Source organism: Cellvibrio polysaccharolyticus (assembly GCF_015182315.1).
Classification (GTDB): domain Bacteria; phylum Pseudomonadota; class Gammaproteobacteria; order Pseudomonadales; family Cellvibrionaceae; genus Cellvibrio; species Cellvibrio polysaccharolyticus.
The window spans coordinates 3,943,698-3,964,938 of record NZ_PRDL01000001.1 but is presented as its reverse complement, the minus strand read 5'-3'; the positions used below and the strand labels follow the sequence as shown (position 1 = coordinate 3,964,938).

The 21,241-nt window shown below is 53.6% G+C and carries 16 protein-coding genes; 7 read left to right on the top strand and 9 right to left on the bottom strand.

Annotation, left to right across the window (positions count from 1 at the left end):
- Positions 1-13 precede the first annotated feature (13 nt).
- From C4F51_RS16730 to C4F51_RS16720, 3 genes are all read right to left on the bottom strand, one after another.
- On the bottom strand, positions 14-1,183 hold the full coding sequence (locus C4F51_RS16730) for a PQQ-dependent sugar dehydrogenase (RefSeq protein WP_193911761.1): 1,170 nt from the start codon (positions 1,181-1,183) through the stop codon (positions 14-16).
- A gap of 382 nt (positions 1,184-1,565) precedes the next feature.
- On the bottom strand, positions 1,566-2,147 hold the full coding sequence (locus C4F51_RS16725; RefSeq protein ID WP_193911759.1) for a DNA-3-methyladenine glycosylase I: 582 nt from the start codon (positions 2,145-2,147) through the stop codon (positions 1,566-1,568).
- A gap of 15 nt (positions 2,148-2,162) precedes the next feature.
- Complete coding sequence (locus C4F51_RS16720; protein WP_193911757.1) at positions 2,163-2,921, bottom strand: helix-turn-helix transcriptional regulator; 759 nt, start codon at positions 2,919-2,921, stop codon at positions 2,163-2,165.
- 186 nt (positions 2,922-3,107) lie between these two features.
- Here C4F51_RS16720 and pip point away from each other — a divergent pair, with 186 nt between their 5' ends.
- The 5 genes from pip (at position 3,108) to C4F51_RS16695 (ending at position 6,227) form a co-directional block, all read left to right on the top strand.
- A complete protein-coding gene (pip, locus tag C4F51_RS16715; RefSeq protein WP_193911755.1) occupies positions 3,108-4,079 on the top strand; it encodes a prolyl aminopeptidase in 972 nt (323 codons plus the stop codon).
- A gap of 97 nt (positions 4,080-4,176) precedes the next feature.
- Positions 4,177-4,380 carry a hypothetical protein gene (locus tag C4F51_RS16710; RefSeq protein WP_193911753.1) on the top strand — a complete coding sequence of 68 codons (204 nt, stop codon included), beginning with the start codon at positions 4,177-4,179 and terminating at the stop codon, positions 4,378-4,380.
- On the top strand, positions 4,377-5,483 hold the full coding sequence (locus tag C4F51_RS16705) for an RNA polymerase sigma factor (RefSeq protein WP_193911751.1): 1,107 nt from the start codon (positions 4,377-4,379) through the stop codon (positions 5,481-5,483). The genes C4F51_RS16710 and C4F51_RS16705 overlap by 4 nt, the downstream gene beginning before the upstream one ends.
- Before the next feature lie 36 nt (positions 5,484-5,519).
- Positions 5,520-5,960, top strand: a complete 441-nt coding sequence (gene dtd, locus C4F51_RS16700) for a D-aminoacyl-tRNA deacylase (RefSeq protein ID WP_193911749.1) — start codon at positions 5,520-5,522, stop codon at positions 5,958-5,960.
- A gap of 30 nt (positions 5,961-5,990) precedes the next feature.
- Positions 5,991-6,227 carry a DUF2789 domain-containing protein gene (locus C4F51_RS16695; RefSeq protein ID WP_193911747.1) on the top strand — a complete coding sequence of 79 codons (237 nt, stop codon included), beginning with the start codon at positions 5,991-5,993 and terminating at the stop codon, positions 6,225-6,227.
- A gap of 404 nt (positions 6,228-6,631) precedes the next feature.
- Here C4F51_RS16695 and ubiB read toward each other — a convergent pair whose 3' ends face one another.
- From ubiB to C4F51_RS16675, 4 genes are all read right to left on the bottom strand, one after another.
- Positions 6,632-8,293, bottom strand: a complete 1,662-nt coding sequence (gene ubiB, locus C4F51_RS16690) for a ubiquinone biosynthesis regulatory protein kinase UbiB (RefSeq protein WP_193911745.1) — start codon at positions 8,291-8,293, stop codon at positions 6,632-6,634.
- A 69-nt stretch (positions 8,294-8,362) separates the two neighbouring features.
- Positions 8,363-8,977 carry a ubiquinone biosynthesis accessory factor UbiJ gene (locus C4F51_RS16685; protein ID WP_193911743.1) on the bottom strand — a complete coding sequence of 205 codons (615 nt, stop codon included), beginning with the start codon at positions 8,975-8,977 and terminating at the stop codon, positions 8,363-8,365.
- A 1-nt stretch (position 8,978) separates the two neighbouring features.
- Positions 8,979-9,728 (bottom strand): bifunctional demethylmenaquinone methyltransferase/2-methoxy-6-polyprenyl-1,4-benzoquinol methylase UbiE, encoded by a 750-nt coding sequence (gene ubiE, locus C4F51_RS16680; RefSeq protein WP_193911741.1) that lies wholly within the window; start codon positions 9,726-9,728, stop codon positions 8,979-8,981.
- A gap of 204 nt (positions 9,729-9,932) precedes the next feature.
- Entirely contained in the window at positions 9,933-10,538 is a 606-nt protein-coding gene (locus C4F51_RS16675; protein ID WP_193911739.1) for an NUDIX domain-containing protein, read from the bottom strand.
- A gap of 301 nt (positions 10,539-10,839) precedes the next feature.
- On the opposite strand from C4F51_RS16675, the gene C4F51_RS16670 reads away from it, so the two are divergent.
- Positions 10,840-16,464, top strand: coding sequence for an alpha-2-macroglobulin family protein (locus tag C4F51_RS16670; RefSeq protein WP_193911737.1), 5,625 nt, complete (start codon positions 10,840-10,842; stop codon positions 16,462-16,464).
- Positions 16,465-17,098: 634 nt separating this feature from the next.
- Positions 17,099-17,878, top strand: coding sequence for a GIN domain-containing protein (locus C4F51_RS16665; protein ID WP_193911735.1), 780 nt, complete (start codon positions 17,099-17,101; stop codon positions 17,876-17,878).
- A gap of 417 nt (positions 17,879-18,295) precedes the next feature.
- Here the strand turns inward: C4F51_RS16665 and C4F51_RS16660 are convergent, their stop codons facing one another.
- Complete coding sequence (locus C4F51_RS16660) at positions 18,296-19,672, bottom strand: two-component system sensor histidine kinase NtrB (protein ID WP_193911733.1); 1,377 nt, start codon at positions 19,670-19,672, stop codon at positions 18,296-18,298.
- A gap of 227 nt (positions 19,673-19,899) precedes the next feature.
- Positions 19,900-21,201 (bottom strand): nitrate- and nitrite sensing domain-containing protein, encoded by a 1,302-nt coding sequence (locus C4F51_RS16655; RefSeq protein WP_193911731.1) that lies wholly within the window; start codon positions 21,199-21,201, stop codon positions 19,900-19,902.
- Between the last annotated feature and the right edge of the window lie 40 nt (positions 21,202-21,241).

The following is a 21,241-nucleotide window of genomic DNA, read 5'->3' as shown; positions in this document are numbered from 1 at the left end:
GAGCGTTTGTAGATCAGGATTCTTCTGATGCAGTTTCGCTCACAGGCTCCAGTTTGAGAATTCGACCCTTGCCCTCATCGGTCAGCAAATACAGCAAGCCATCGGGCCCTTGCACAACGTGGCGCAAGCGCTGGCCAATATCCTCTTTCAGCAGACGCTCTTCTTTCACGACCTTATCGTCTTCAATAACCAGACGCACCAGTGTTTGGCTGGCGAGACTGGCAATAAACAGGTTGTTTTTCCATTCCGGAAAGGCCTTGCCGGTGTAAAACGTCATACCCGCGGTGGCCAGTGACGGTACCCATTTATGAACCGGTTGCTCCATGCCTTCTTTGTGGGTGCCAATACCAATTTTCCCGCCACCGTAGTTTTCACCGTAGGTGATGATCGGCCAGCCATAGTTTTTACCGGCTTCATCGATATTGATTTCATCACCGCCCTGCGGGCCATGCTCGCCGGTCCATAGCGCACCGGTTACCGGATTCAATGCTGCACCCTGTACGTTGCGGTGGCCAATAGACCAGATTTCTGCCAGTGCGCCATTGGTTTTTACATAGGGGTTATCTTCCGGTGCGCCGCCATCAGCCTTGATGCGCACGACCTTACCGTGGTGGTTATCCAGGGTTTGCGCATCGGTCATGCGCGAGTAGCGATCGCCCAGCGTAACAAACAAGGTGCCATCCGGGTTGAACACCAGACGGGAGCCGAAGTGAGCATTGGAGTTAACTTTGGGCTGCTGGACAAAAATCGGGGTAACGTCAGTGATTTCATTTTCGCCCAGTACCGCATGAGCGACGGCAGTGCTATTGCCTTTACCTTTGGGGTCCGGCTGGGAATAGCTGAAATAAATGCGCTTGCTCTCGGCAAAGTCCGGCGCTACCACCACATCCAGCAAGCCGCCCTGACCACGAACAAAAATTTCCGGCAAGCCTTTCAGTGGCTCGCCCGGTTTGCCGTCGGTGCCGACGATACGCATGCTACCCACGCGCTCGGTAACCAGAATACGTTGGTCAGGCAGAAATGCCATACCCCAGGGATTTTGCAAACCTTCGGCGTAGGTGGTTACCTGAAAAGGTACTTCGCCACTGGTAATTTTTACGGGATCGCTGAAAGCGGTAAGCGCGCTACAGGAAAGGGTAAGGCCGATAACCCACGAGCGCGGGCGGCAAAGCGATGCAAGCATAAAAAAATTCTCCGATCCAACTGACGGCATTGCGATTTCTGGAAAAAGAAAAGACTAACCGCGTTTGTCGCAGAGGAGTAACGGTTCGCCATTCAGGTTAAAGAGGGCCTTGCTCGATATAATATTGTTTGAAGACCCATGCAATTTCCTGAAGTTCCTCGGCTTTGTACCGCTTGTGAACCGGTCCAAAAAAGCGGAAAGCCTCAACATTGCAGGTTTCCACTGTACCTGTAACCGCTTTTCCAGTAAAGATTGCCGCGCCACGCGCGCGGCGATTCTTGGCCGTTATGGTCGTTTTGATGGCAAAAAAGAGAATTCTTTACAAATATTAAGGATGGGATAGCGAAGCGGCTTTATTGCTGTAGTGGCCAGCGCCGCCGGGTCAAACCGGTTTACGCTGTACAGCCTTGTGACGGGGGCAGCTGATGAGGTGATCATTCACCATGCCGGTGGCCTGCATAAAGGCGTAGCAAATGGTGGTACCGACAAAGGTAAATCCTTTTTTCTTCAGCGCCTTGCTCATCGCATCTGAAGTGTCGGTGCGGCCGGGCACCTGTTGCATGGCACTGAAGCGATTGACCTGGGGTTTGCCACCGACAAATTGCCAGAGAAAGTTTGAGAAATCCTCTCCTTCTTTTTCCATTTTCAATAACGCCACCGCATTGCGCGTGGCGCTTTCAACTTTTAACCGGTGACGAATAATACCGGCATTGCCCATCAGTTTTTCCCGGTAGCGATCATCGTATTTCGCCATTTTTACCGGATCAAAACCGTGAAACGCCTCGCGGTAATTGTCGCGCTTGCGCAACACGGTAATCCACGAAAGACCGGCCTGGGCGCCTTCCAGCATCAGGCATTCGAACAGTGCCCGTCGGTCGTATTCCGGTACACCCCATTCGGTATCGTGATAATGGCGGTACAGCGGGTCATCCCCGCACCATGGGCAGGCTGTGGCGGTGGTCATAGAGTTTCCTTGGTGTCAGGGTTCGTCAGGATGGAATTGTTCACAATTGGCCTGTTGCGCTTTTTCGTTCGTGGCTACTTGCTGGCCGTATTGTGCTGCCATCAAATCCAGGTAATGTTTCAGGTTTTTAGTGTCCTTCACGTCGAAACCGGTTTCGCTGATGGCCAGTGAGCGGATGCGGTCAAGGCGAAACACCCGGTAATCGTCGCGAAGCTGGCACCAGGCGACCAGCGTCCACACCTTGCCCCAGAAAATCAGCCCCAGCGGTTCAATGTGGCGGCAGGAAAATTCATTGTCGGCACGCACATAATCAATCCGCACCAGCCGACGCAGGCGAATGGCCTCGCGAATTTTTTCGCTGTGAGCGGTATAAATTTTCTGATAATCATCGTAAGACGGCACCAGCAGCGGCAGGTTCTCATCGCTGTGGCGTAAATGATCCGGGACAATAGCAAGAATTTTCTGGATAGCATTTTTGGCACTGCGTGCCATTTGCTCATCGCCCCAACCGCTGACCATGCGCGCGCCCAGTAATAGCGCCTCCACCTCCTGCCGATCAAACATCAGCGGCGGCAACTGGTAATGTCGCTGCAAGCGATAACCGACCCCGGCTTCGCCTTCTACCGGCACCCCTGAAAGGCTCAACGCCTGAATATCGCGGTACACGGTGCGCTCGGACACCTGCAAATGCTCGCTCATTTGACGCGCAGTCATCACCGTGCGACGGTTGCGTAGCAGGTTCATGAGTTGAAACAGGCGCTCGGCACGCTGCATGGCAAATTCATCCGTCGGATACTGAAAGTTACAAGCGAAGCAGTTTACTGTGACTGCCCTGACAGTTTATGTCAGGAGGCTAACATTGTAGGTGCCAGGCAATGAAAAAGGTCGTATTGTGGAACTGTCGATGGCCGATCTATCGGCAGGTGCTATTGTGATAAGTCTCATCAGCAAGAGGTGTTCATGCAAACCCTGTATCCGGATATCAAACCCTGGCAGCGGCATCACATCGCGGTGGAGCCACCGCATATTCTATATGTGGATGAATCGGGTAATCCCGAAGGCATCCCGGTGTTGTTTATTCACGGTGGCCCCGGCGGTGGATGCAGTGGCGGGGATCGAAGTTTTTTCGACCCGGAGCTTTACCGGATTATTATTTTTGATCAGCGTGGCTCCGGCCGCTCCACACCGCATGCGGCGCTGGAAAGTAACTCCACGGACAAGCTGGTTGCCGACATCGAAGTGATTCGTGAAAAACTGGGCATTGAGCGCTGGGTTATCTTTGGCGGCTCCTGGGGGTCAACCCTGGGGCTGGTTTATGCCGAAACCTGGCCGGAGCGGGTTCTGGCGATGATCCTGCGCGGCATTTTTCTCTGCCGCCCGCAAGATTTGCACTGGTTTTATCAGGACGGTGCCAGCCACGTATTCCCGGACTACTGGCAGGATTTTATTGACCAGATTCCGGAAAACGAGCGCGGCAACCTGATGGCGGCCTATTACCGGCAGCTCACCGGTGATAACGAAATCCAGCAAATGGCGGCTGCCAAAGCCTGGTCAATCTGGGAAGGGCGTTGCGCCACCTTGCGGCCCAACCCGGATGTGGTGGAATCCTTTGCCGATCCGCACCGTGCCTTGTCGTTATCGCGTATCGAAGCGCACTATTTTGTGAACAAAGCATTTCTTGATGATAACCAGATTATCCGCAACGCCGACCGGCTGGCCGGCATTCCCGGGGTGATTGTGCATGGCCGTTACGACATGGTTTGCCCGCTGGATAACGCCTTTGCTTTGCATCAGGTATGGCCGGACGCCGAATTGCAAATAATCCGCGACGCCGGACACAGCTCCCGCGAGCCTGGCATTGTGGATGCACTGGTAAAAGCCACCGACATGATCGCAAAAAAACTCCTGCACAAAACTGACGCCACCGCTTGAGGTGGCGTCTGCCTTCTAAAATTATTTCCGTTGTTATTGTCACGCTCCCTGCCTTTGCCGGTACTTGTTAATCTATTCAACATTATCGGACATCGTTATGAAAACACAGCAACCCAATCGCCCTCTGTATTTTGTTCTTCGCTTGATACTTTCTTGCCAGCTGTTTTGCGTAAGCTTTGCAAAAGCTGCAAGCTTTATTGATAGCGGCAAGCCGGTGTTGCAAATTCCCGGTCAGACGGTTGATCGTGCGCCACAGCTGGCAAAACCTGTTGTTGGTGCGTTGCAGGAGGCAGGATTATGAGCTTTTCTGTAACGGAGCAACTGCTGGTGCCGGATGTTCAGGCCGCTTCACTGGGCGACATCAATGCATTTGAACGTTTGATCAAACGTTGTCAGTGCAGTATTAACAGTATTGCGCTATCCATCGTCAAAGACCTGGATGCCAGCGAAGATATTACCCAGCAGGTATTTATAGCTATCTGGCAGCAACTTCCGGCTTTACAGAATCCAGCCAGCTTCCTGCCATGGGCTCGTCAGATAACCCGTCAGCGCGCTTTCAGTTACCTGCGGGATAATCGGGTAAAGCAACGCCTTAATAGCGAGGATGCAGAGCGTCTGCTGGCAGAATTCAGCACCCATGAAATGCCTTGTGAAACTCTGGAGAAAACCCAACAAAATACCATCGCGGCTTATTTTATTGAGCAACTGCCGCCTGATAGCCGGGAGATCGTAGTGTTGTATTACCGGGAGGAACAAAACAGTCGGCAAGTCGCGGAGCTGCTTGGGTTAAGCGAAGCCAACGTACGAAAAAAACTGCAGCGTGTCCGTGAATTACTTAAAGAACAGATGCTGGAAAAATATGGAAAACTCATTCTCGGTACTGCGCCGGGTCTGAGCTTAAGTACCGCGATTTGCACTGCACTGGTAACCACCAGCCCGCCAGTGGCAGCGGCCAGCGCGACAATTGCCAGCCAGATATCAGGTATTCCCCAGCTGGCTTTGTTGCTCGGTGGCGCCATGTTGGGAGCGCTGGCTGGTGTAATTGGTGTTTTGCTCGGCATGCAGCAGCCCATCAGACTGGCCTCATCCGAAGAGCAAAAGCAACAATTGCTGCGCTTGAGGAATCGCAGCGTTTTATGGGTAATTGCCAGTGGTTTTTTATTAGCAGCGGCCTATGAATTTACCTCGAGTGGCTGGGCGCCCATTTGCGTCTTCACTATTTTTATTGGCGGTATGTTGTGGCTGAGTCGTCGGGTGTGGAGAATTCTGGCTCCGGAATTAAAAGCCGGAGAGCGAAGCGTTTACCGCAAACAGTTATTCTGGGGTATCGCCGGTTCAGTTTTGGGATATGGTGCTGGTTTTGCCGGGCTGATTATGGGGCTAATCAACAGTGGCCGACTCTAGTTGCGCTATTATTTAAATTTCATCGTCGGAAAAAATATGTTGGGTTTGATTCAGCGCGTCAGTCGCGCTTCGGTAACCGTAGAAGAAAAGGAAGTGGGCAGGATTGATCAGGGCATTTTGTTGCTGCTGGGAATAGAAAAAAACGATAGCCAGGCGGCGGCTGACAAGCTGTTGGACAAGTTGCTTGGCTATCGAATTTTTGCGGATGAGCAGGGCAAGATGAACTGCAATGTTCAGCAAATCGGCGGCGGTATTCTGGTGGTTTCCCAATTTACCCTGGCTGCTGACACGCGCAAAGGTACGCGTCCCGGTTTTTCTACCGCAGCACCTCCGGCGCTGGCAGAAGAACTTTACGACTATTTTGTCAGCCGTTTGCGCGAGCGCCACAGCCCGGTGGCGACGGGTATTTTTGCGGCCAATATGCAAGTCAGTCTGATTAACGATGGACCGGTAACTTTTATGTTGCAGGCCGACTAATTTTTTAACGTCAATCTTCAGGAGTCGATTATGGATACCAGCGAAGTACGTATGACCAATTTATTTAACCAGTTGGGGCTGGATTCCAGCGAACAGGGCATCGCTGATTTTATTGCCAATAACCCGCTGCCACCCGAGGTGTATTTGTCTGATGCCCCTTTCTGGAATGCCGCGCAACGCCAGCTGTTGGATGAATTATTGAAAGCAGATGCCCGCTGGGCGGTGGTGGTAGATCAATTGAATGAAGCGTTGCACGAACCGCATTAACAACCGCTGATGTTTGATGCTGAAACCGCGTGAACGCAGAGGACGCTTGTGTTCACGCGGTTGGTAGCGATTTATCCGGGGAATTTCAGAACCACGACATCTTACCGACTTCAGAGCGACATTTCTTTAATAGCAATTACCTGACACCCCGCATCATAGATGTGTCAGGCTGCTGACAAATCCCATGCAGGCACAATGCAAGTTTGGCGTTAGGATGTTTGTTCCAAAACTGTTAGTCAGGGGCGCCCGGCGAGGGATGACTCGTCAGAGCTACAGGGAACGTATTCATGCGTTTTTGGAACAAACATCCTAATGACAAACGGACAGGGTGGCACTTGCTGTACAGTCCGGAAAAATAAGGTACTTGGTCGATAACCTGCCACATCATAGATGTAGGGTTTTTATTATTTCCGTAACAACAATGCACCCGCTCCGATGCCCAGTAACAAGTAAACGCTGCCCGGCAATTCGCTCCAGGATAAATTGCCAACCCAGGGGGCAAGCGTGCCGTGCAAGCCGGGCCAGGCGAGAATAGCTGCACCGGAAAATGCCAGCAGGGCGATAACATTGCGTCGTGACTGCCGCTGCTGATTGCGCTGATTGTCGTCCAGCTGTTCACGCAAGCGTTGCAGCTCCGGGATTACCCCGCCGAGCTCGCGGCTTTGTTGCAGCGAATCAAACACCATATGCGGCACCTGCGGAAATTTCTCCAGCCATTCGGGTGCGTAGCGTTGCAATTCTTTCCACAAGGTCATCGGGTGGAAGCGCTTTTCAATCCAGCGTTCAAGGTAGGGGTGAGCGGTTTCCCACAGGTTCAAATCCGGATACAGCTGACGCCCCATGCCTTCAATATTTAACAAGGTTTTTTGCAGCAAAATCAGTTGCGGCTGCACTTCCATATTAAAACGGCGAGCGGTCTGGAACAGATTTAACAGCACATGCCCGAAGGAAATATCGCGCAGCGGCTTTTCAAAAATCGGTTCGCAAACGCTGCGAATGGCAGATTCCAGCTCGCCAATATGCGTGTCGGCGGGTACCCAGCCGCTTTGGATATGCAGCTCGGCCACTTGTAAATAATCGCGGCGGAACATGGCGAGCAGGTTGCGTGCCAGATAATACTGATCTTCCCGGGTGAGTGATCCGACGATGGCCATATCCACCGCGATGTATTGCGGCAGCTGCGGGTGCTCACGGGAGACGAAAATATTGCCGGGGTGCATATCGGCGTGGAAAAAATTGTGCTCGAACACCTGGGTGAAGAAAATTTCCACACCGCGTTCGGCCAGGCGTTTCATATTGGTTTGCTGCGCTTCGAGGGCGGCAATATCGGTTACCGGAATGCCGTAAATGCGTTCCATCACCAGAATGTTTTTGCGGCAGTAATCCCAGAATATTTCCGGAATATACAACGACGTGGAGGTGGCAAAGTTGCGGCGTAGTTGCGAGGCATTGGAGGCTTCGCGCTGGAGGTCCAGCTCATCAAATATGGTATTGCGGTAATCGCGCACAATCTCTACCGGGCGCAGGCGGCGGCCGTCCTGGGTGTGCTTTTCTACCAGGCGGGCAACCAGTGCCAGCAGCTGCATATCGTCGGCGATGGTTTTTTCAATGCCGGGGCGAATAATTTTAATGACCACCGGCTGGCCGTTTTTCAATACCGCGCCGTGCACCTGGGCAATAGACGCGGAGGCCAGCGGGTCTTCTTCAAAGCTGGCGAACAGGGTTTCTACCGGGGCTTCCAGCGCTTTTTCTACCAGTGCTTTGAACAGGTGCTTGTCAAAGGGGGCGACGTTGTCTTGCAGGTGATTCAGTTCGAGAACAATATCGCCGGGCACCAGATCCGGGCGGGTGGAAAGCAGCTGGCCAAATTTTACAAACACCGGCCCGAGGTCTTCACAGCTGCGACGCAGGCGCTCGCCGGCATTCATCTTTGGCGTAGGGAATAATTTGAAGGGCAATAACGCCAGACGGGCTCGCCAGGAACGCGGCTGGTTTGGCAGCAGCTGATCGAGACGGTAGCGTGCAAACACGCGAAAAATGGTAATGAGTCGAAACAATACGGTCACGGGTGGGTGAATCCTTTGGCATCAATAAGTTGCGTTTCCGGTGGCCATTGCCCCGTTGAGTGGTTCGCTTCAGGACGGCCGGTTTTGCTGCAAACGTTGCAACCGGGCTTCCAGTCGATCCAGATGCAAGCGCACCTCGTCGACATCCTCGTAAAACACGTCCAGCTCCTGGCGCGAAGGTAGCAGTCGCAATTCTTCGGTCAGGTATTCACCGGTCAAGCGGGTTACACCGCTGCTGCGTCCGGTGCTGTAACTCACCAGCTGGCGCAAACCGGCCGCCAGTTTCGGGCCGGCGATATCGCCCAGCACGCCGCTGAGGGCTTCTTCCCAGTCGATATCCAGGTTGCGCAGCAGGTTTTGCCAGGTGATAAGCGCAGCGGTATTACCGATCACTTCTACACCGGTATCGGCAAAACTGGTGCGTGAACTTCTCGCCAGTTTCATTAGCGCTGGCAGTGATCCGCGCAGGCGCGTGGTGACGTCGCCCTCGTAGTAACCGTTGAGGCGTAAACCGTCGCTGTCGGCTTGCACATAAACGGTAAAGGCCGGTTGGCTGACTTGCACCGCCAGCACTTGCCCTTGCAGTTGTGCCAGCGCCAGCCGCGTACCCGGATCGTATTGCAGCGCTTTGTTGATCAGCGTTTCGAGGCTGACCAGCCCGGCGGTTTTCAGGGTGCCGTCCATATCAGGGTTTGATGCCTTTATGCAGGGCAACAATGCCACCGGTCATATTGTGGAATTCGGTATTTTCAAAACCGGCTTCCTGCATCATCTGCTTCAGCGTTTGCTGGTCCGGGTGCATACGAATCGACTCGGCGAGATAGCGGTAACTGTCAGCATCGTTGGTAATCAACTTGCCCATAAACGGCAAAACCTTGAAGGAATAGGTGTCGTAAACTTTTTCCAGCAGGATGTTTTGCGGTTTGGAAAATTCCAGCACCAGCAAACGTCCGCCCGGTTTGAGGACTCGCAACATGGAGCGCAGTGCCATGTCCTTGTCGGTTACGTTACGCAGGCCGAAGGCGATGGTAATGCAGTCAAAGGTGTTGTCCGGGAAGGGCAGGTATTGGGCATCGGCCTGAGCAAACTGGATATTGCCGGACAGGCCGCGATCCAGCAGGCGATCCCGCCCGACGTTCAGCATCGAGGCGTTGATGTCGGCCAGGATAACCTGACCTTCTGCGCCCACCAGTTTGGCGAACTGGTAGCTGAGGTCGCCGGTGCCGCCGGCTATGTCGAGCACTTTATGACCGGCGCGCACCGCCGAAACTTCGATGGTAAAGCGCTTCCAGAGGCGGTGAACACCACCGGACATGAGGTCGTTCATGAGGTCATAGCGGGAGGCAACCGAGTGAAAAACGTCGGCAACGCGCCCGGCCTTTTCGTCAACGGTCACTTGCTCATAGCCAAAGTGCGTAGTCTGTTTGTCGCTCATGGGACTGCCTCGGAAGTCTGAAAGTGGGCTATTGTAACCCGCTCCCTGCTGAACACCAGCAGGCGGGTCAAAAACCGACGGGATAGTCGAAACGGCAAGGGGGATTCCGGCGCGAAAGTGGCGGATGTTAACAGTTCACCCTGCCGCTTTTGCCTATAATCAACGGGCTATGGCCGCTGCGTTCAAACCATAGCCTGGCAGCGGTTAAGGCAGGCAAATGCCTTTAATAACCAGATGCTGTATTAAAATGATGGTTTTCGCATCCACAATCCGGCCATCGTCAATCATTTCAAGTGCGTCTTTCACAGGGATTTCCAGAACCTTGATATCTTCACCCTCTGCTTCAACACCGCCACCTTCATGGATGCGCATGTCATGCGTGAAGGGAGCAATAAAGAAATGCAGGCGCTCGGTAACAGAACCCGGGCTCATAAAGATTTCGCCAATTTTGGTTACGTCATTCAGTTTGTATCCGGTCTCTTCCTCAGCCTCTTTGCGGATGGCCTGTATCGGGTCGCGCTCGTCCAGCAGGCCGGCACAGGCTTCGATGAGCTCGTAATGATGGCCCACCAGAAAAGCGGGCATGCGGAACTGACTGGTAAGAATGATGGTGCGCAAATCCGGGTTGTATAAAAGAATGGTCGCGCCGTGGCCGCGGTCGTAGGCTTCCCGGTTGAACTGTTGTTGCTGTCCGTTTGAGCGGGTATAGGTAACATCGTATTTGGTCAGCGAACCCCAGTCATTGGCCAGCACCTTGCGGTCATTCACTACGGCGGTGGTCGGGATGGGGGTGTGGCGGGTGTTGGTCATGGCATTTACCGTTTGCAGCAGGTTTGCAGTGGGATGTCCGGCCGGCATCATCCTGCGTTGATGGTCAGCCAGGTTCAATTCGGCATTACGCGGTTTTGAAATCTGTGATTTCTGCCCGATACTTCAAGGTCAGAAGGTTGCAATGAAGAGTAGGGCAGCAACAGCGAAACAGATCCGTAACATGGAATTAATAACTTACATCAACAGATTACGATAAATATCCAATGGGATCTGCAACCTATGCGTCTCATCCTGGAAATTTGAAAAATACTTAACGTCATAATTCATCGGGAATATTTTCATGGAACGCTTTCGTCGTACTCCCTTCTTCTTTTTCTGCCTCATGGTGTTACTCACTTTGCTCAGTGCTTGTGAGCCTGGCGATAAGGCTGACGCTGTTGGTGAGGCAGAAACTGTGGCCACGGATGCTACTGGTTGGGAGGCGCATCTTGAAACATGGCCGCGCCATTGGGTGCCGGCTACCGAACCACTCACGGTGCGGTTTCGCCACCCTGTGGTCAATGCGGATCAGCTGAACAAACCGCTTCGCTCACTGGTGGAGTTGCAACCGGCGGTTGCAGTCACGGCGGTGTTTGTTGCCGACAACGAATTGCGCATTACACCAAAGGATCGCTTCCCGGCGGATACGCCGGTGACAGTGCGCCTGCTGCCAAAAGACTTGCTGCTGGTAGAGCAGAATTTGCCGCCCTTTGTTTTTGAAGTGCAAAGCATCCAACAGGATTTTGATTTGCGCGTGGATGCACTGAGCGTTCAGCCTGACAAGGCCAATGCGATGGTGTTGAACGGTGAAGTGTCGTTGATGGACGTGGCCGACATCGCTGTGGTGCGGCAGGTATTGCAGGTGAAAGTTAATGGCGAACTGGCAACGCCGGTGTGGACGCGCGGCGACAGCGATCGACATTACCGTTTCACCCTGCCCGACATTGTGCGCGGCGAGGGTGCTGGCAAGCTGGTACTGGAATGGGACGGCAAAGCGCTGGGTACCGATGCCAAAGGCCAGCGCGAGCTGACGATTCCGGCGCAAAGCGCTTTTGAAATTACCGGGGTGCGAGTGGTGCGCTCGCCGGAAACCTATGTCGAAGTGAATTTTTCGGCGCCGCTTAACGCCCGGCAAAACCGCAGTGGTCTGGTATCGCTGGATCGCAAGGAACTGCCGGCGCGGGTCGATGGCAGCGCGCTGCGTATTTATCCGCCCGAGTTGAGTTCCGAACCCGTAGAGCTGTTTGTTGCCTCCGGCATTCAGGCCAGTAATGGCAAAAGCCTCGCGAATGATTATCGCCAGTCGCTGGTGCTGGATGTGGTGAAACCGATGGTGAAATTTATTGGTCGCTCGGCCAGCATCCTGCCACCAGCCAAACAATTGTCGGTGCCCTTTGAGGCCGCTGGCGTGGATTCGGTGCAAATCACCGCCTTCCGTATTTTTGATAACAATGTCGGGCAATATTTACAGCGCAACCGCCTGCACGCCAACTATGCCGATACCACCAGCGGCCGTTATTTGTGGCGCAAAACCTGGCCGCTGCCCGAAGTGCCGGGCGCCAGCAAGCAGCGTTATCACCTGGATTTAACCGAATTGATGGCCGAGTACCCGGATGGTCTGGTGCGTCTGGAGCTGAGCATTGACCGCAGTAATTCAACGTTTGAATGCGATGGCGACCGCCCGCGTGAGCCGGTTAAAGAGCTGGCCGCCAACTACGAAGGCGGCGATTATTACGAAACCAATAATTATCCGGCCTGGTACAACCAGTATTACCAGTCGAGCGGTTACTACAACTACAGCGAACGCAATAACCCCTGCCACGATGCCTATTATTTTTACGGTGAAAGCGCTCAGGATTCGCGCACATTTCTGGTGTCCGATATCGGCCTGCTGGCCAAACGCGGTGTTGATGATCAACTGCTGGTGGTCACCACCGGCCTGACCGATGGCAAACCGCTGTCGGGCGCAGACATTGAAGTTTTCAACTTCCAGCAGCAACGCATTGGTGAGGGTAAAACCGATCAGCATGGCATGGTGGATATCACCACCGACGGCACGCCTTTTATGGTGCAGGCAAAACACGGTAAATCTCGCAGCTACTTACGCGTGCCCCGCAACGAAGCCTTGCCGGTCAATCAGTTTGATGTGAGCGGCGAACACACCCAGGGCGGCCTGAAAGGTTTTATCTACGGCGAGCGCGATGTCTGGCGGCCCGGTGATGACATTCACCTGACCTTTATTTTGCAAGACCGCGAACAGCGTGTGCCGGACAACCATCCGGTCACGCTTGACCTGTTTGACCCGCGTGGCACCAAGGTTGCCAGCCGCACCAGCGTGCAGGCCACTGGTGATTTCCACACCTTCACGCTGTCCACCGCTGAAGATGCCCCCACCGGCAATTGGCGTGCAGTGGTGCACGTGGGCAGCCGCTACTTCGACAAAATTCTCAAGGTCGAAACCATTACGCCCAACCGTTTGAAAGTGGAAATAACCCCGCAAACCACGCCGCTGCAAACCGATCAGGCGGTCAGCATTGATCTCGAAGCGCAATGGTTGCACGGTGCCAGCGCTGCCGGTTTAAAAGCCGATGCCGAATTAAAACTGTTTACCCGCCCGACAAAGTTTGCCGGTTTCGATCAGTTTGTATTTGATGATCCGGCGCGCATCTTTATGGGCACCACAGAAAAAGTATTTGAAGGCACTTTGAACAATCAGGGCGAAGCGCAGTTTGCGGTTCAGCCCACTCTGGAAAACCCGCCGCCGGGTGCGTTAACGGCCTTGTTCAATGTGCGGGTGTTTGAAGAGAGCGGCAATTTCAGCACCATCATGCGCGTGTTTGAATTGCAGCCTTACGACCATTGGGCCGGTGTTTATATTGCGGCGGGCGAGGGTTATCTCAACGCGATTGATCGTGACAGCGATCATCCGGTAACGCTACTTGCGCTGGATCGCGATGGCAAACCTGCCGCCAACCGCGATCTGGAAATTAACGTTTACTCCATCGGCTGGCGCTGGTGGTGGGACGATAGCGGCGAAGACCTCGCCAGTTATGTCGGCGGCCAGCATCACACGCCGGTTGCCAAAGCCACCGTAAAAAGCGGTAACGACGGTCGCGCTACCTGGACATTAACCAAAGACACTTACGACTGGGGTCGTCATCTGGTGCGGGTGTGCGACACCGCCAGCAACCATTGCAGCGGCACGGTGGTGTATCTCGGCTGGAGCAGCGCCGCCAACACCAACCCGGAGTCGGCCACGCAATTGATGCTCACCACTGACCGGGAAAATTATCAGGTGGGTGATGTCGCCCGTGTGCAATTACCCGAAACCGCGCAAGGGCGTATTTTGCTCAGCCTGGAAAATGGCAGTGGCATTATTGAGCGTCGCTGGCTGGACCTTGGTAAAAGTCAGCGCGTGGTGGAGTTGCCGGTAACCGCAGCGATGGCTCCCAATGTGTATGTCCACATGACCTTGTTGCTGCCACATCAACAGCGCGAAACGGATGCGCCCATGCGCCTTTACGGCATTGTTCCGCTGGTCGTGGAAGACCCGGCAACGCGCTTGCAACCGCAGCTCACCTTACCGCAAGAAGTGCGCCCGGAAACGGCATTTACCATTCAGGTAAAAGAAGAGCAGCAGCGCCCGATGACCTATTCCCTGGCGATTGTTGATGAAGGCCTGCTCGGCATTACCGGTTTTAAAGTGCCGGATGCCCACGCCCATTTTTACCGTCGCGAAGCGCTGGGGGTGAATACCTGGGATTTGTTTGATCAGGTGGTCGGTGCCTATGGCGCGGCTCTGGAGCGCGTGCTGGCTATCGGTGGTTCCGATGCCGATCAGGAAGCCGAGCGGCAGCGCCGCGAACGCCGCTTCCCGCCGATTGTGCAATTTGTCGGTGTATTTCAGCTGGCCGCTGGCGAAACCGCCAGCCACGACATTACCTTGCCACCCTATATGGGCGCGGTGCGGGTAATGGTGGTTGCCGGTGATCACGGCAAAACCCAGGCTTACGGCAAGGTTGAGCAAACCGTTACTGTCACCCAGCCGCTGGTGTTGCTGGCGACCTTGCCGCGCGTGGTCGGGCCAGGTGAAGAAGTGATGTTGCCAGTCAATGTGTTTGTTACCGATGCTGCGCTTGGCGAGGTAGATATTACCGTTGAAACCAATGAGATTTTTACCGTGCTCGATGCGCAAACCCGTCTGGTATTCGATAAACCGGGCGATGCCATTGCCGGGGTGCGCCTCAAGGTAAATGACACCATCGGCAAAGGCCGTGTAAAAATTACCGCTCGCCGTGGCAATGAAAGTGCCAGCCAGGAAATTTTTATCGACAGCCGTGCCGCCAATGCGCCGAGCGTAGTCTGGCGCAGCCACACCATTGCGGCGGGCGAAAGTTGGACGTCTGACTTGCAAGCGCATGGTCTGACTGGCACCAACGAAGCCTCGCTGGAAGTCAGTAGCTTGCCGCCGATGAATCTGGATCGGCGCCTCGACTATTTGCTCAACTACCCGCACGGTTGCCTGGAGCAGGTGACGTCGGCAGTGTTCCCGCAGTTGTATCTCGATAAATTGATCGACTTGAACCCGGATCAAAAAGCGGAGATCAGCCAGCACATTGATGTCGCCGTGCGTCGCTTGCGTACCTTGCAGCAAGCGAATGGCAGTTTCAGCTACTGGCCGGGTAACGGTTACGTGAATGACTGGGCGTCCAGTTACGCCGGGCATTTTCTGGTAGAAGCGAAGCGCGCCGGTTATGGCGTACCACCACAGTTGCTGGAAAACTGGACGCGTTACCAACGCGAGCTGGCGCGTAGCAATAACACTCACCGCGCCGGTTACGAACGCGATGTGGCCGCTTACCGTTTGTACACCCTGGCACTGGCCGATAGCGCCGAGCTGCCAGCCATGAACCGGTTGCGCGAAAACCTGCTGGCCGACAATGCGCTATCGCCGCGTGCCAACTGGCTGCTGGCGCTTGCCTATCAACATGTCGGCCTGCCGGATGTTGCCAATGAATTGCTCAATACCACCGCCGGTCGTCGTGCGCCGGATGGCTCAACCGCGCAGGAACCGGATTACACCTACGGTTCAGCCCTGCGTGATCGCAGCCTTTTATTACTGGCGAACCTGGCCAGCAATGACGAAGAGCGCATCTGGCAACTGGCCGAGCAAGTAGCCAGCGAGCTGGGTAGCGACCGCTGGTTAAGCACGCAAAGTACCGCCTGGAGTCTGGTTGCCATGAGCCGCTTTGCCGAAAGCCGCGACGTAAAACAGGGCATGAATTTCGCTCTGCGCCAGGCCGGCAGTGATCAATGGCAAGAACAACAAAGCACGCGGCATGTGTTCCGCCAGGCGCTGGACAATACCGGTGTAACCATCCGCAACGATAGTCAGGGGCCATTGCGTGTGCTGGTCAGCAACCGTGGCACACCGCCGCCGATGCAGGAAGACGAGTTACAGCAAGGTTTGTCGATGCGCGTGCATTTTATGACCCTGGACAATAAACCGCTGGATGTACAAAAGCTGGCGCAAGGCACTGACTTTGTTGCCGAGGTGGATATCACCGGCGATTTTGATAGCCTGGGTGTGTCTCGCCTTGAAGATATTGCCCTTACCATGATCATGCCGGGCGGTTGGCAAATTCGTAACGAGCGCATGGAAGATGACCGCTTGCCTGCCGGGTTTGATTACGTGGATATTCGCGATGATCGTGTGCTGGGTTATTTCAGTCTGTGGCAGAACCATTCATGGAGCTGGCGCTACAAAGACCGCACGCAAAATACCGTGACGCTGCGCGTGGTGTTGAATGCGTCGTTTGCTGGCAAGTACTATTTGCCCGGCTGGCAGGTTTCAGCGATGTACGACGAGCGTATTCAGGCGCGTGGTAAAGGTTATTGGGTTGAGGTAACTACAGATAGTAATTGAGCTACGGATTTAAAAAGCCGAAGTGGTTGGATTGCCACTTCGGTTTTAGTTTATGGGCGGTGCAAAGTGCTGATTTTTTGTGTCCGTCTTTAGTCTGTCCGTTTGCCATCAGGATGTTTGCTCCAAAATCGCATTAATACGTTCCCTGTAGCTCTGACGAGTCATCCCTGACTCGACAATTTTGGAGCAAACATCCTGACGTCAAACTCACATCGTGCCGCACTGAGCTTCGATCAGGTTCAAAATAGCTGCGCTATTTAATCAGAAATCAGTTCTGCCAATTTCGTTGAGCCTCCAAAGTACGCGTTTGCGTATTTCCATACTCCCGAGAATTGCTTCATGTGAAGTCGTTGCCAAGTCAGGGATTTTCCTTTTCTTCCCGGTGCGCGCTCTTGCATCTCTCCTGCATTTGATAACAGCTGCCCAGTCAGGGATTTCCTTCTCGTCTATGTACGCGCTCTGCTATCTCCCCTGCATTTGATAATCTCTTCGCGTGAGGTGGCTTCCCGTTCGGGTATTTTCCTGTTGTTAAAATTTTTTTCATAAAGGTGAATCCAGCGGCGCATCTTCTGCGTCATAAGGGATAGCAGGTATCGGTAATGCCTGATTTATATCTATCTCGCTGGAGAAAAACATGTTGCTTCGTAAAAGTCTTTTGTCGTTGGTCTTCTGTTGCGCTGCGCCTTTGGCATTGGCTGACATCGTATCCAAAGTCTATCCCGTCAAGGACATTACCCAGTTCGTCAGTGGTGGCCAGGCCAATATTGAAATTGTACAAAAGGATGACGAGTATTTGCGAATAGAGGCCGATGCGGAGGTGATGGAACGGCTTGACGTTGATCAAACTGACGGGCGGGTGACGCTGAAATTAAAAGACTCCGGCAGCGGTTTTTTCCGCTTGTTTGGTGGTAACGATGCGGTAAAAGTCACCTTGCATGTTAACCAACTGGATTATCTGGAGCTTGCCGGCGGTGCGCAGGCATCTGTGAGCGACTTGACTGGTAGCGAGCTTGTCATCAAGGCCAGTGGTGCAGCGGATGTGAATTTCGCCAAATTGACGTTGGATAAAGTAAAGGTCGATGTATCGGGCGCGAGTGATGTGAGTATTAAATCTGCTGTTGTTGGTGAGCAGTTTTATGAAGTTTCCGGCGCTTCGCATATAGAGATCAAAAACGCCAGCAGTAGTGAATTGCTGAACGTTAACACCAGCGGTGCCAGCAAATTTCGCGGAAAGAAAATTATCGCAAAGCAAGCTGACCTCAAGGTTAGCGGCGCATCCTATGCCAGCGCTACGGTAACCGAAACCCTCCGCGCGGACGCCAGTGGCGCTTCAAAAATTGATTACTATGGCAATCCGCAAACCACCAATAAAGCGACTGGTGCAAGCAGTATTAACGCACGCACGAATAATTAGTTTTTTTGGTTTTGCTGTCACTAAATTTCTCTGGTTAGCCAGCGATGGGTCAGTTTCTCAAACCTGAAAAAATAGATCGAACATGCTAAAGATAATAGTGTTTCAGTGAGTGGCCGCCAGTTCAGGACGGGAAGGCGAAGGGTGTCAAACGGCAAGGTTGCTGGTGGTTGGTAGCTCAGGATAAAGACGATATTTGCCAGAAAATAAAACATCTTGAATGCGAAAACAGCAAAGAAAAAAGACCGCATGTGCAGATGAGAAGCCAGGCTATAGATTCCTTCTGCATGAGCTCTCCCTAAATTATCATGCGACTTTAGCCCTCCTGCGGAGGGCTTTTTTTCTATCGTGGGCTTCCCTGTATTTGTTGCGGTCTTATAGGTCGATGTTTGTCATCGGCAAGTTTACAGGTCATTCCGCTTATACCAGAGCCAGCTGAATATTAAAGCAGGTACCGTGTTTTTCGTCAGAGGTTACTGACATGTAACCGCGATGGTGATTGGTAATAATAAAATAGGAGTAAGACAACCGCTGCTCAACCGGGCAGGTGGTTGGTTGGGCTGAGAGGGCGAAGAAGGGCTCAAATATGTCGAGTTGCTCCTCGGGTGTTAAACATTGGCCGTTATGCTCCACTTTTATCCAGACGGTATCGACAAACTCGCCAATTTCTACATTGATCCATGGATGACTGTTGGCGGTGCCTGGGGCAGCTTTGATTGCGTAAAACGCATTACGGAACAAGCGCACAAAAACCTGCTCCAGTTCAGCAGGGAAGCAGGGCACTTGCGGTAAGGGCGAGGTGTAGTCGCGGCGAATATCGATATCGCTGAAGGAGAGTCCGTCCGAGCTTTTAAACAAGTGGGTGGCCAGTTCAATACTGCGATCCATGATGGGTGTGATATCCACCACTTGTTTTACATCACGATGGCTGCGCGCCAGATTAAGCAGGTTTTGTGCAATGGCCGTTGCCTGGTGTGCGCTTTGGCGAACGATTTCCACTTCCTGTAATAAAAATTCTTTGGCATTAGCGAGGTCGGCGGCTTCGATTTTCTCCCGCGCGCTTGAAACACGGTTAAAGATGGTATTGATGGGCAGGCTGATGTCATACGCCATGGCCGATGCGAGCTCACCCATGGCAGAGGCTTTGTCGCGCTCAGCAACTTTATTCTCTGCCTTGACCTGTTTGGTGACATCGGAAATCAAAATCACAATACCGGTGCTGTTGTCGTTATCAACCGGGTACACGGTAATGTTAAAACTGTATTGGCCTTGCTGGGTGTAGTTCAGGTCAAGCGTTTCACCGGTGGTGAATACCTGCTCGATTTGTTCCGCGGTCAAGGTGACAGAAGAATAGGCCTGCCACAGGTCTTTACCCACCACATCTTTGAAGGGGCGGCCGGTGATGGTTTCAGCGGTTTTGTTCCATTGGGTAACTTGCAGCTGCCGGTTCAAGCCGATCAGCATAACCGGCATGGAACCCACGATGCTGGCAATGTAGGCCTCGCGTTTGCGCAATTGCTCGGTGGTTTCCTGCAGTACTGCGGTACGACGGGTTACCCGATCTTCGAGGGTGGCTTTGATTTCAGTCAGCGCGTGGTTGGAACGCACCGCGCGCAGGTGGGCACGAATCAGAAAAAACAGCACAACCAACAGGGTTAAAATCAAAATACTGGCACTGGTATTGGCAACATACTGCCATTTGGTGCTGCCATCTTCCTCGCGGAAAACAGCGAAAATATCCGCATGAGCATTGAGGCTAAGGCTGGCGAGGGCAATCAGTGGCAAAGCGTATTTCATGAATTCTGTCTCGTACAAGCAAGGGGCATTAATCGCTTTTTGATGGCAAGTTGGCGTATTAATCTGTAACTGATGGGGCATTCTACAAGATAGCAGATGCCGTCGCTATTATCAGGAGGGTGGGCGGGCGTGAGGTGGGCGGCCAGGTAAGCCGCTGATATCGGACGTCTTAAGCGGTTTGCCTGGCCGGTTCGATGCGTCGGTATTGCGGTGATGACACCGGCGCATCAGGGCCTGGCAGGTTTATCCGTGCCTTTTTGTTTCGCCAGCTGCTCGAGAAACTGATGGGCAACGTCAGCCAGCGAGATGCCGTTTTCCATGGCCGCGCGTTGCAGGCGGTCGTGGGCGGCCGCTTCGGTGAGGTGATGGTGTTTTACCAGTAGCCATTTGGCCTTTTCGATATCCTTGCGTTCATCCAGTGCACGCTTTGCCTGGAGCAGTGCGTCATCGCGGGTTTGAATCAGCAGTTGTTGCTCCTGCAAGATATCCAGCATCGAGCGCTCCAATTCTTCGGTGATGCCGTCCTGTACCGGTAAGTCGAAAGGGCGGGTCTGGATGTTAAAAATTCTCGCGCTATTGCCGTGGGTATCGGCTTTGTCTTTCAGGCGATGCAGCTGTAATTGATGGTTGTCCATCTCCAGCCTGGCGGCATCGATTTTCTGTTGGCATTGCACCTCAATATGGGACGCCAGGGCGTGCTCCACTTTGTGCATGGCATCAATGCGCAAGGTGCATAACTCAAACCAGACTTCTGCCAGCCCATGATCCAGCAGGTCGCCGGGGCGGGTATTCAATGCAATGGCGCGCAGCCGTTGTACCTGCTCGGTGTAATGTTGCACGTCATCCCAGGCGGGTAACACTGCCGTTGGGGCATGTTGGTTGAACAGGGCAAAGCTGCGCGTTTGGGCGTCGGTGAGGGTTCGTAGTTGTTGTTGAAAATCCTGATTGAAGTGACCGGCCATGTAGCCCATCACCCCGAGCGCACGTTCCTGGCCGCTGAGTTCCTTGCCTTGCATAAAGTTGAACAGCGCTACCAGACTGTGGGTGATGTCGGCGTCCAGGGCGCTGTCGGCGGCTTCAAATACCACCGATAACAAGCTGCCAATCAGACGGGTGAATTCGCGGCCGGCTTCATCGGTAGAAGTACGGCATTCGCGAATTTGCCAGCGCAATGGCTGCAAACCTTCGAGGCGGTAAAGCGCGCAGGCGATGCAGTTCAGCAGGCGGGCGCGGTCGGCGCCTTCGGTGAGTTCCTTGTCCATGCGCTCGAGCAAGCGGCGCAGTAGCAAATCCTTGTGTTGCGATTGTTCCTGCAATTCGCCCAGCAGCGGGTGGTGCGGTTGGTGGCGGCGGCTTAAATAGAGGTTGGAGTAACCACGTTCTTTTTGCAGCACGTGCACCAGCTGGCAGACGTTGGTGACCAGTTCGCAAATGGCTTGCAGGTGTTCCAGCCCGTGCAGTTCGCTACGGCGGGCAGCGAGAAAAAAGTGCAGGCTGGAAGAGGACTCGGCGGCAGCGGATCTGGACATAACAACATGCTCTGGTGATAAACCGGTTGCCAATCACCAG

Coding starts and splice junctions, on each gene's coding strand:
- C4F51_RS16730 (WP_193911761.1), bottom strand. CDS start 1,183: ATGCTTGCATCGCTTTGCCGCCCGCGCTCGTGGGTTATCGGCCTTACC.
- C4F51_RS16725 (WP_193911759.1), bottom strand. CDS start 2,147: ATGACCACCGCCACAGCCTGCCCATGGTGCGGGGATGACCCGCTGTAC.
- C4F51_RS16720 (WP_193911757.1), bottom strand. CDS start 2,921: ATGCAGCGTGCCGAGCGCCTGTTTCAACTCATGAACCTGCTACGCAAC.
- pip (WP_193911755.1), top strand. CDS start 3,108: ATGCAAACCCTGTATCCGGATATCAAACCCTGGCAGCGGCATCACATC.
- C4F51_RS16710 (WP_193911753.1), top strand. CDS start 4,177: ATGAAAACACAGCAACCCAATCGCCCTCTGTATTTTGTTCTTCGCTTG.
- C4F51_RS16705 (WP_193911751.1), top strand. CDS start 4,377: ATGAGCTTTTCTGTAACGGAGCAACTGCTGGTGCCGGATGTTCAGGCC.
- dtd (WP_193911749.1), top strand. CDS start 5,520: ATGTTGGGTTTGATTCAGCGCGTCAGTCGCGCTTCGGTAACCGTAGAA.
- C4F51_RS16695 (WP_193911747.1), top strand. CDS start 5,991: ATGGATACCAGCGAAGTACGTATGACCAATTTATTTAACCAGTTGGGG.
- C4F51_RS16685 (WP_193911743.1), bottom strand. CDS start 8,977: ATGGACGGCACCCTGAAAACCGCCGGGCTGGTCAGCCTCGAAACGCTG.
- ubiE (WP_193911741.1), bottom strand. CDS start 9,728: ATGAGCGACAAACAGACTACGCACTTTGGCTATGAGCAAGTGACCGTT.
- C4F51_RS16675 (WP_193911739.1), bottom strand. CDS start 10,538: ATGACCAACACCCGCCACACCCCCATCCCGACCACCGCCGTAGTGAAT.
- C4F51_RS16670 (WP_193911737.1), top strand. CDS start 10,840: ATGGAACGCTTTCGTCGTACTCCCTTCTTCTTTTTCTGCCTCATGGTG.
- C4F51_RS16665 (WP_193911735.1), top strand. CDS start 17,099: ATGTTGCTTCGTAAAAGTCTTTTGTCGTTGGTCTTCTGTTGCGCTGCG.
- C4F51_RS16660 (WP_193911733.1), bottom strand. CDS start 19,672: ATGAAATACGCTTTGCCACTGATTGCCCTCGCCAGCCTTAGCCTCAAT.
- C4F51_RS16655 (WP_193911731.1), bottom strand. CDS start 21,201: ATGTCCAGATCCGCTGCCGCCGAGTCCTCTTCCAGCCTGCACTTTTTT.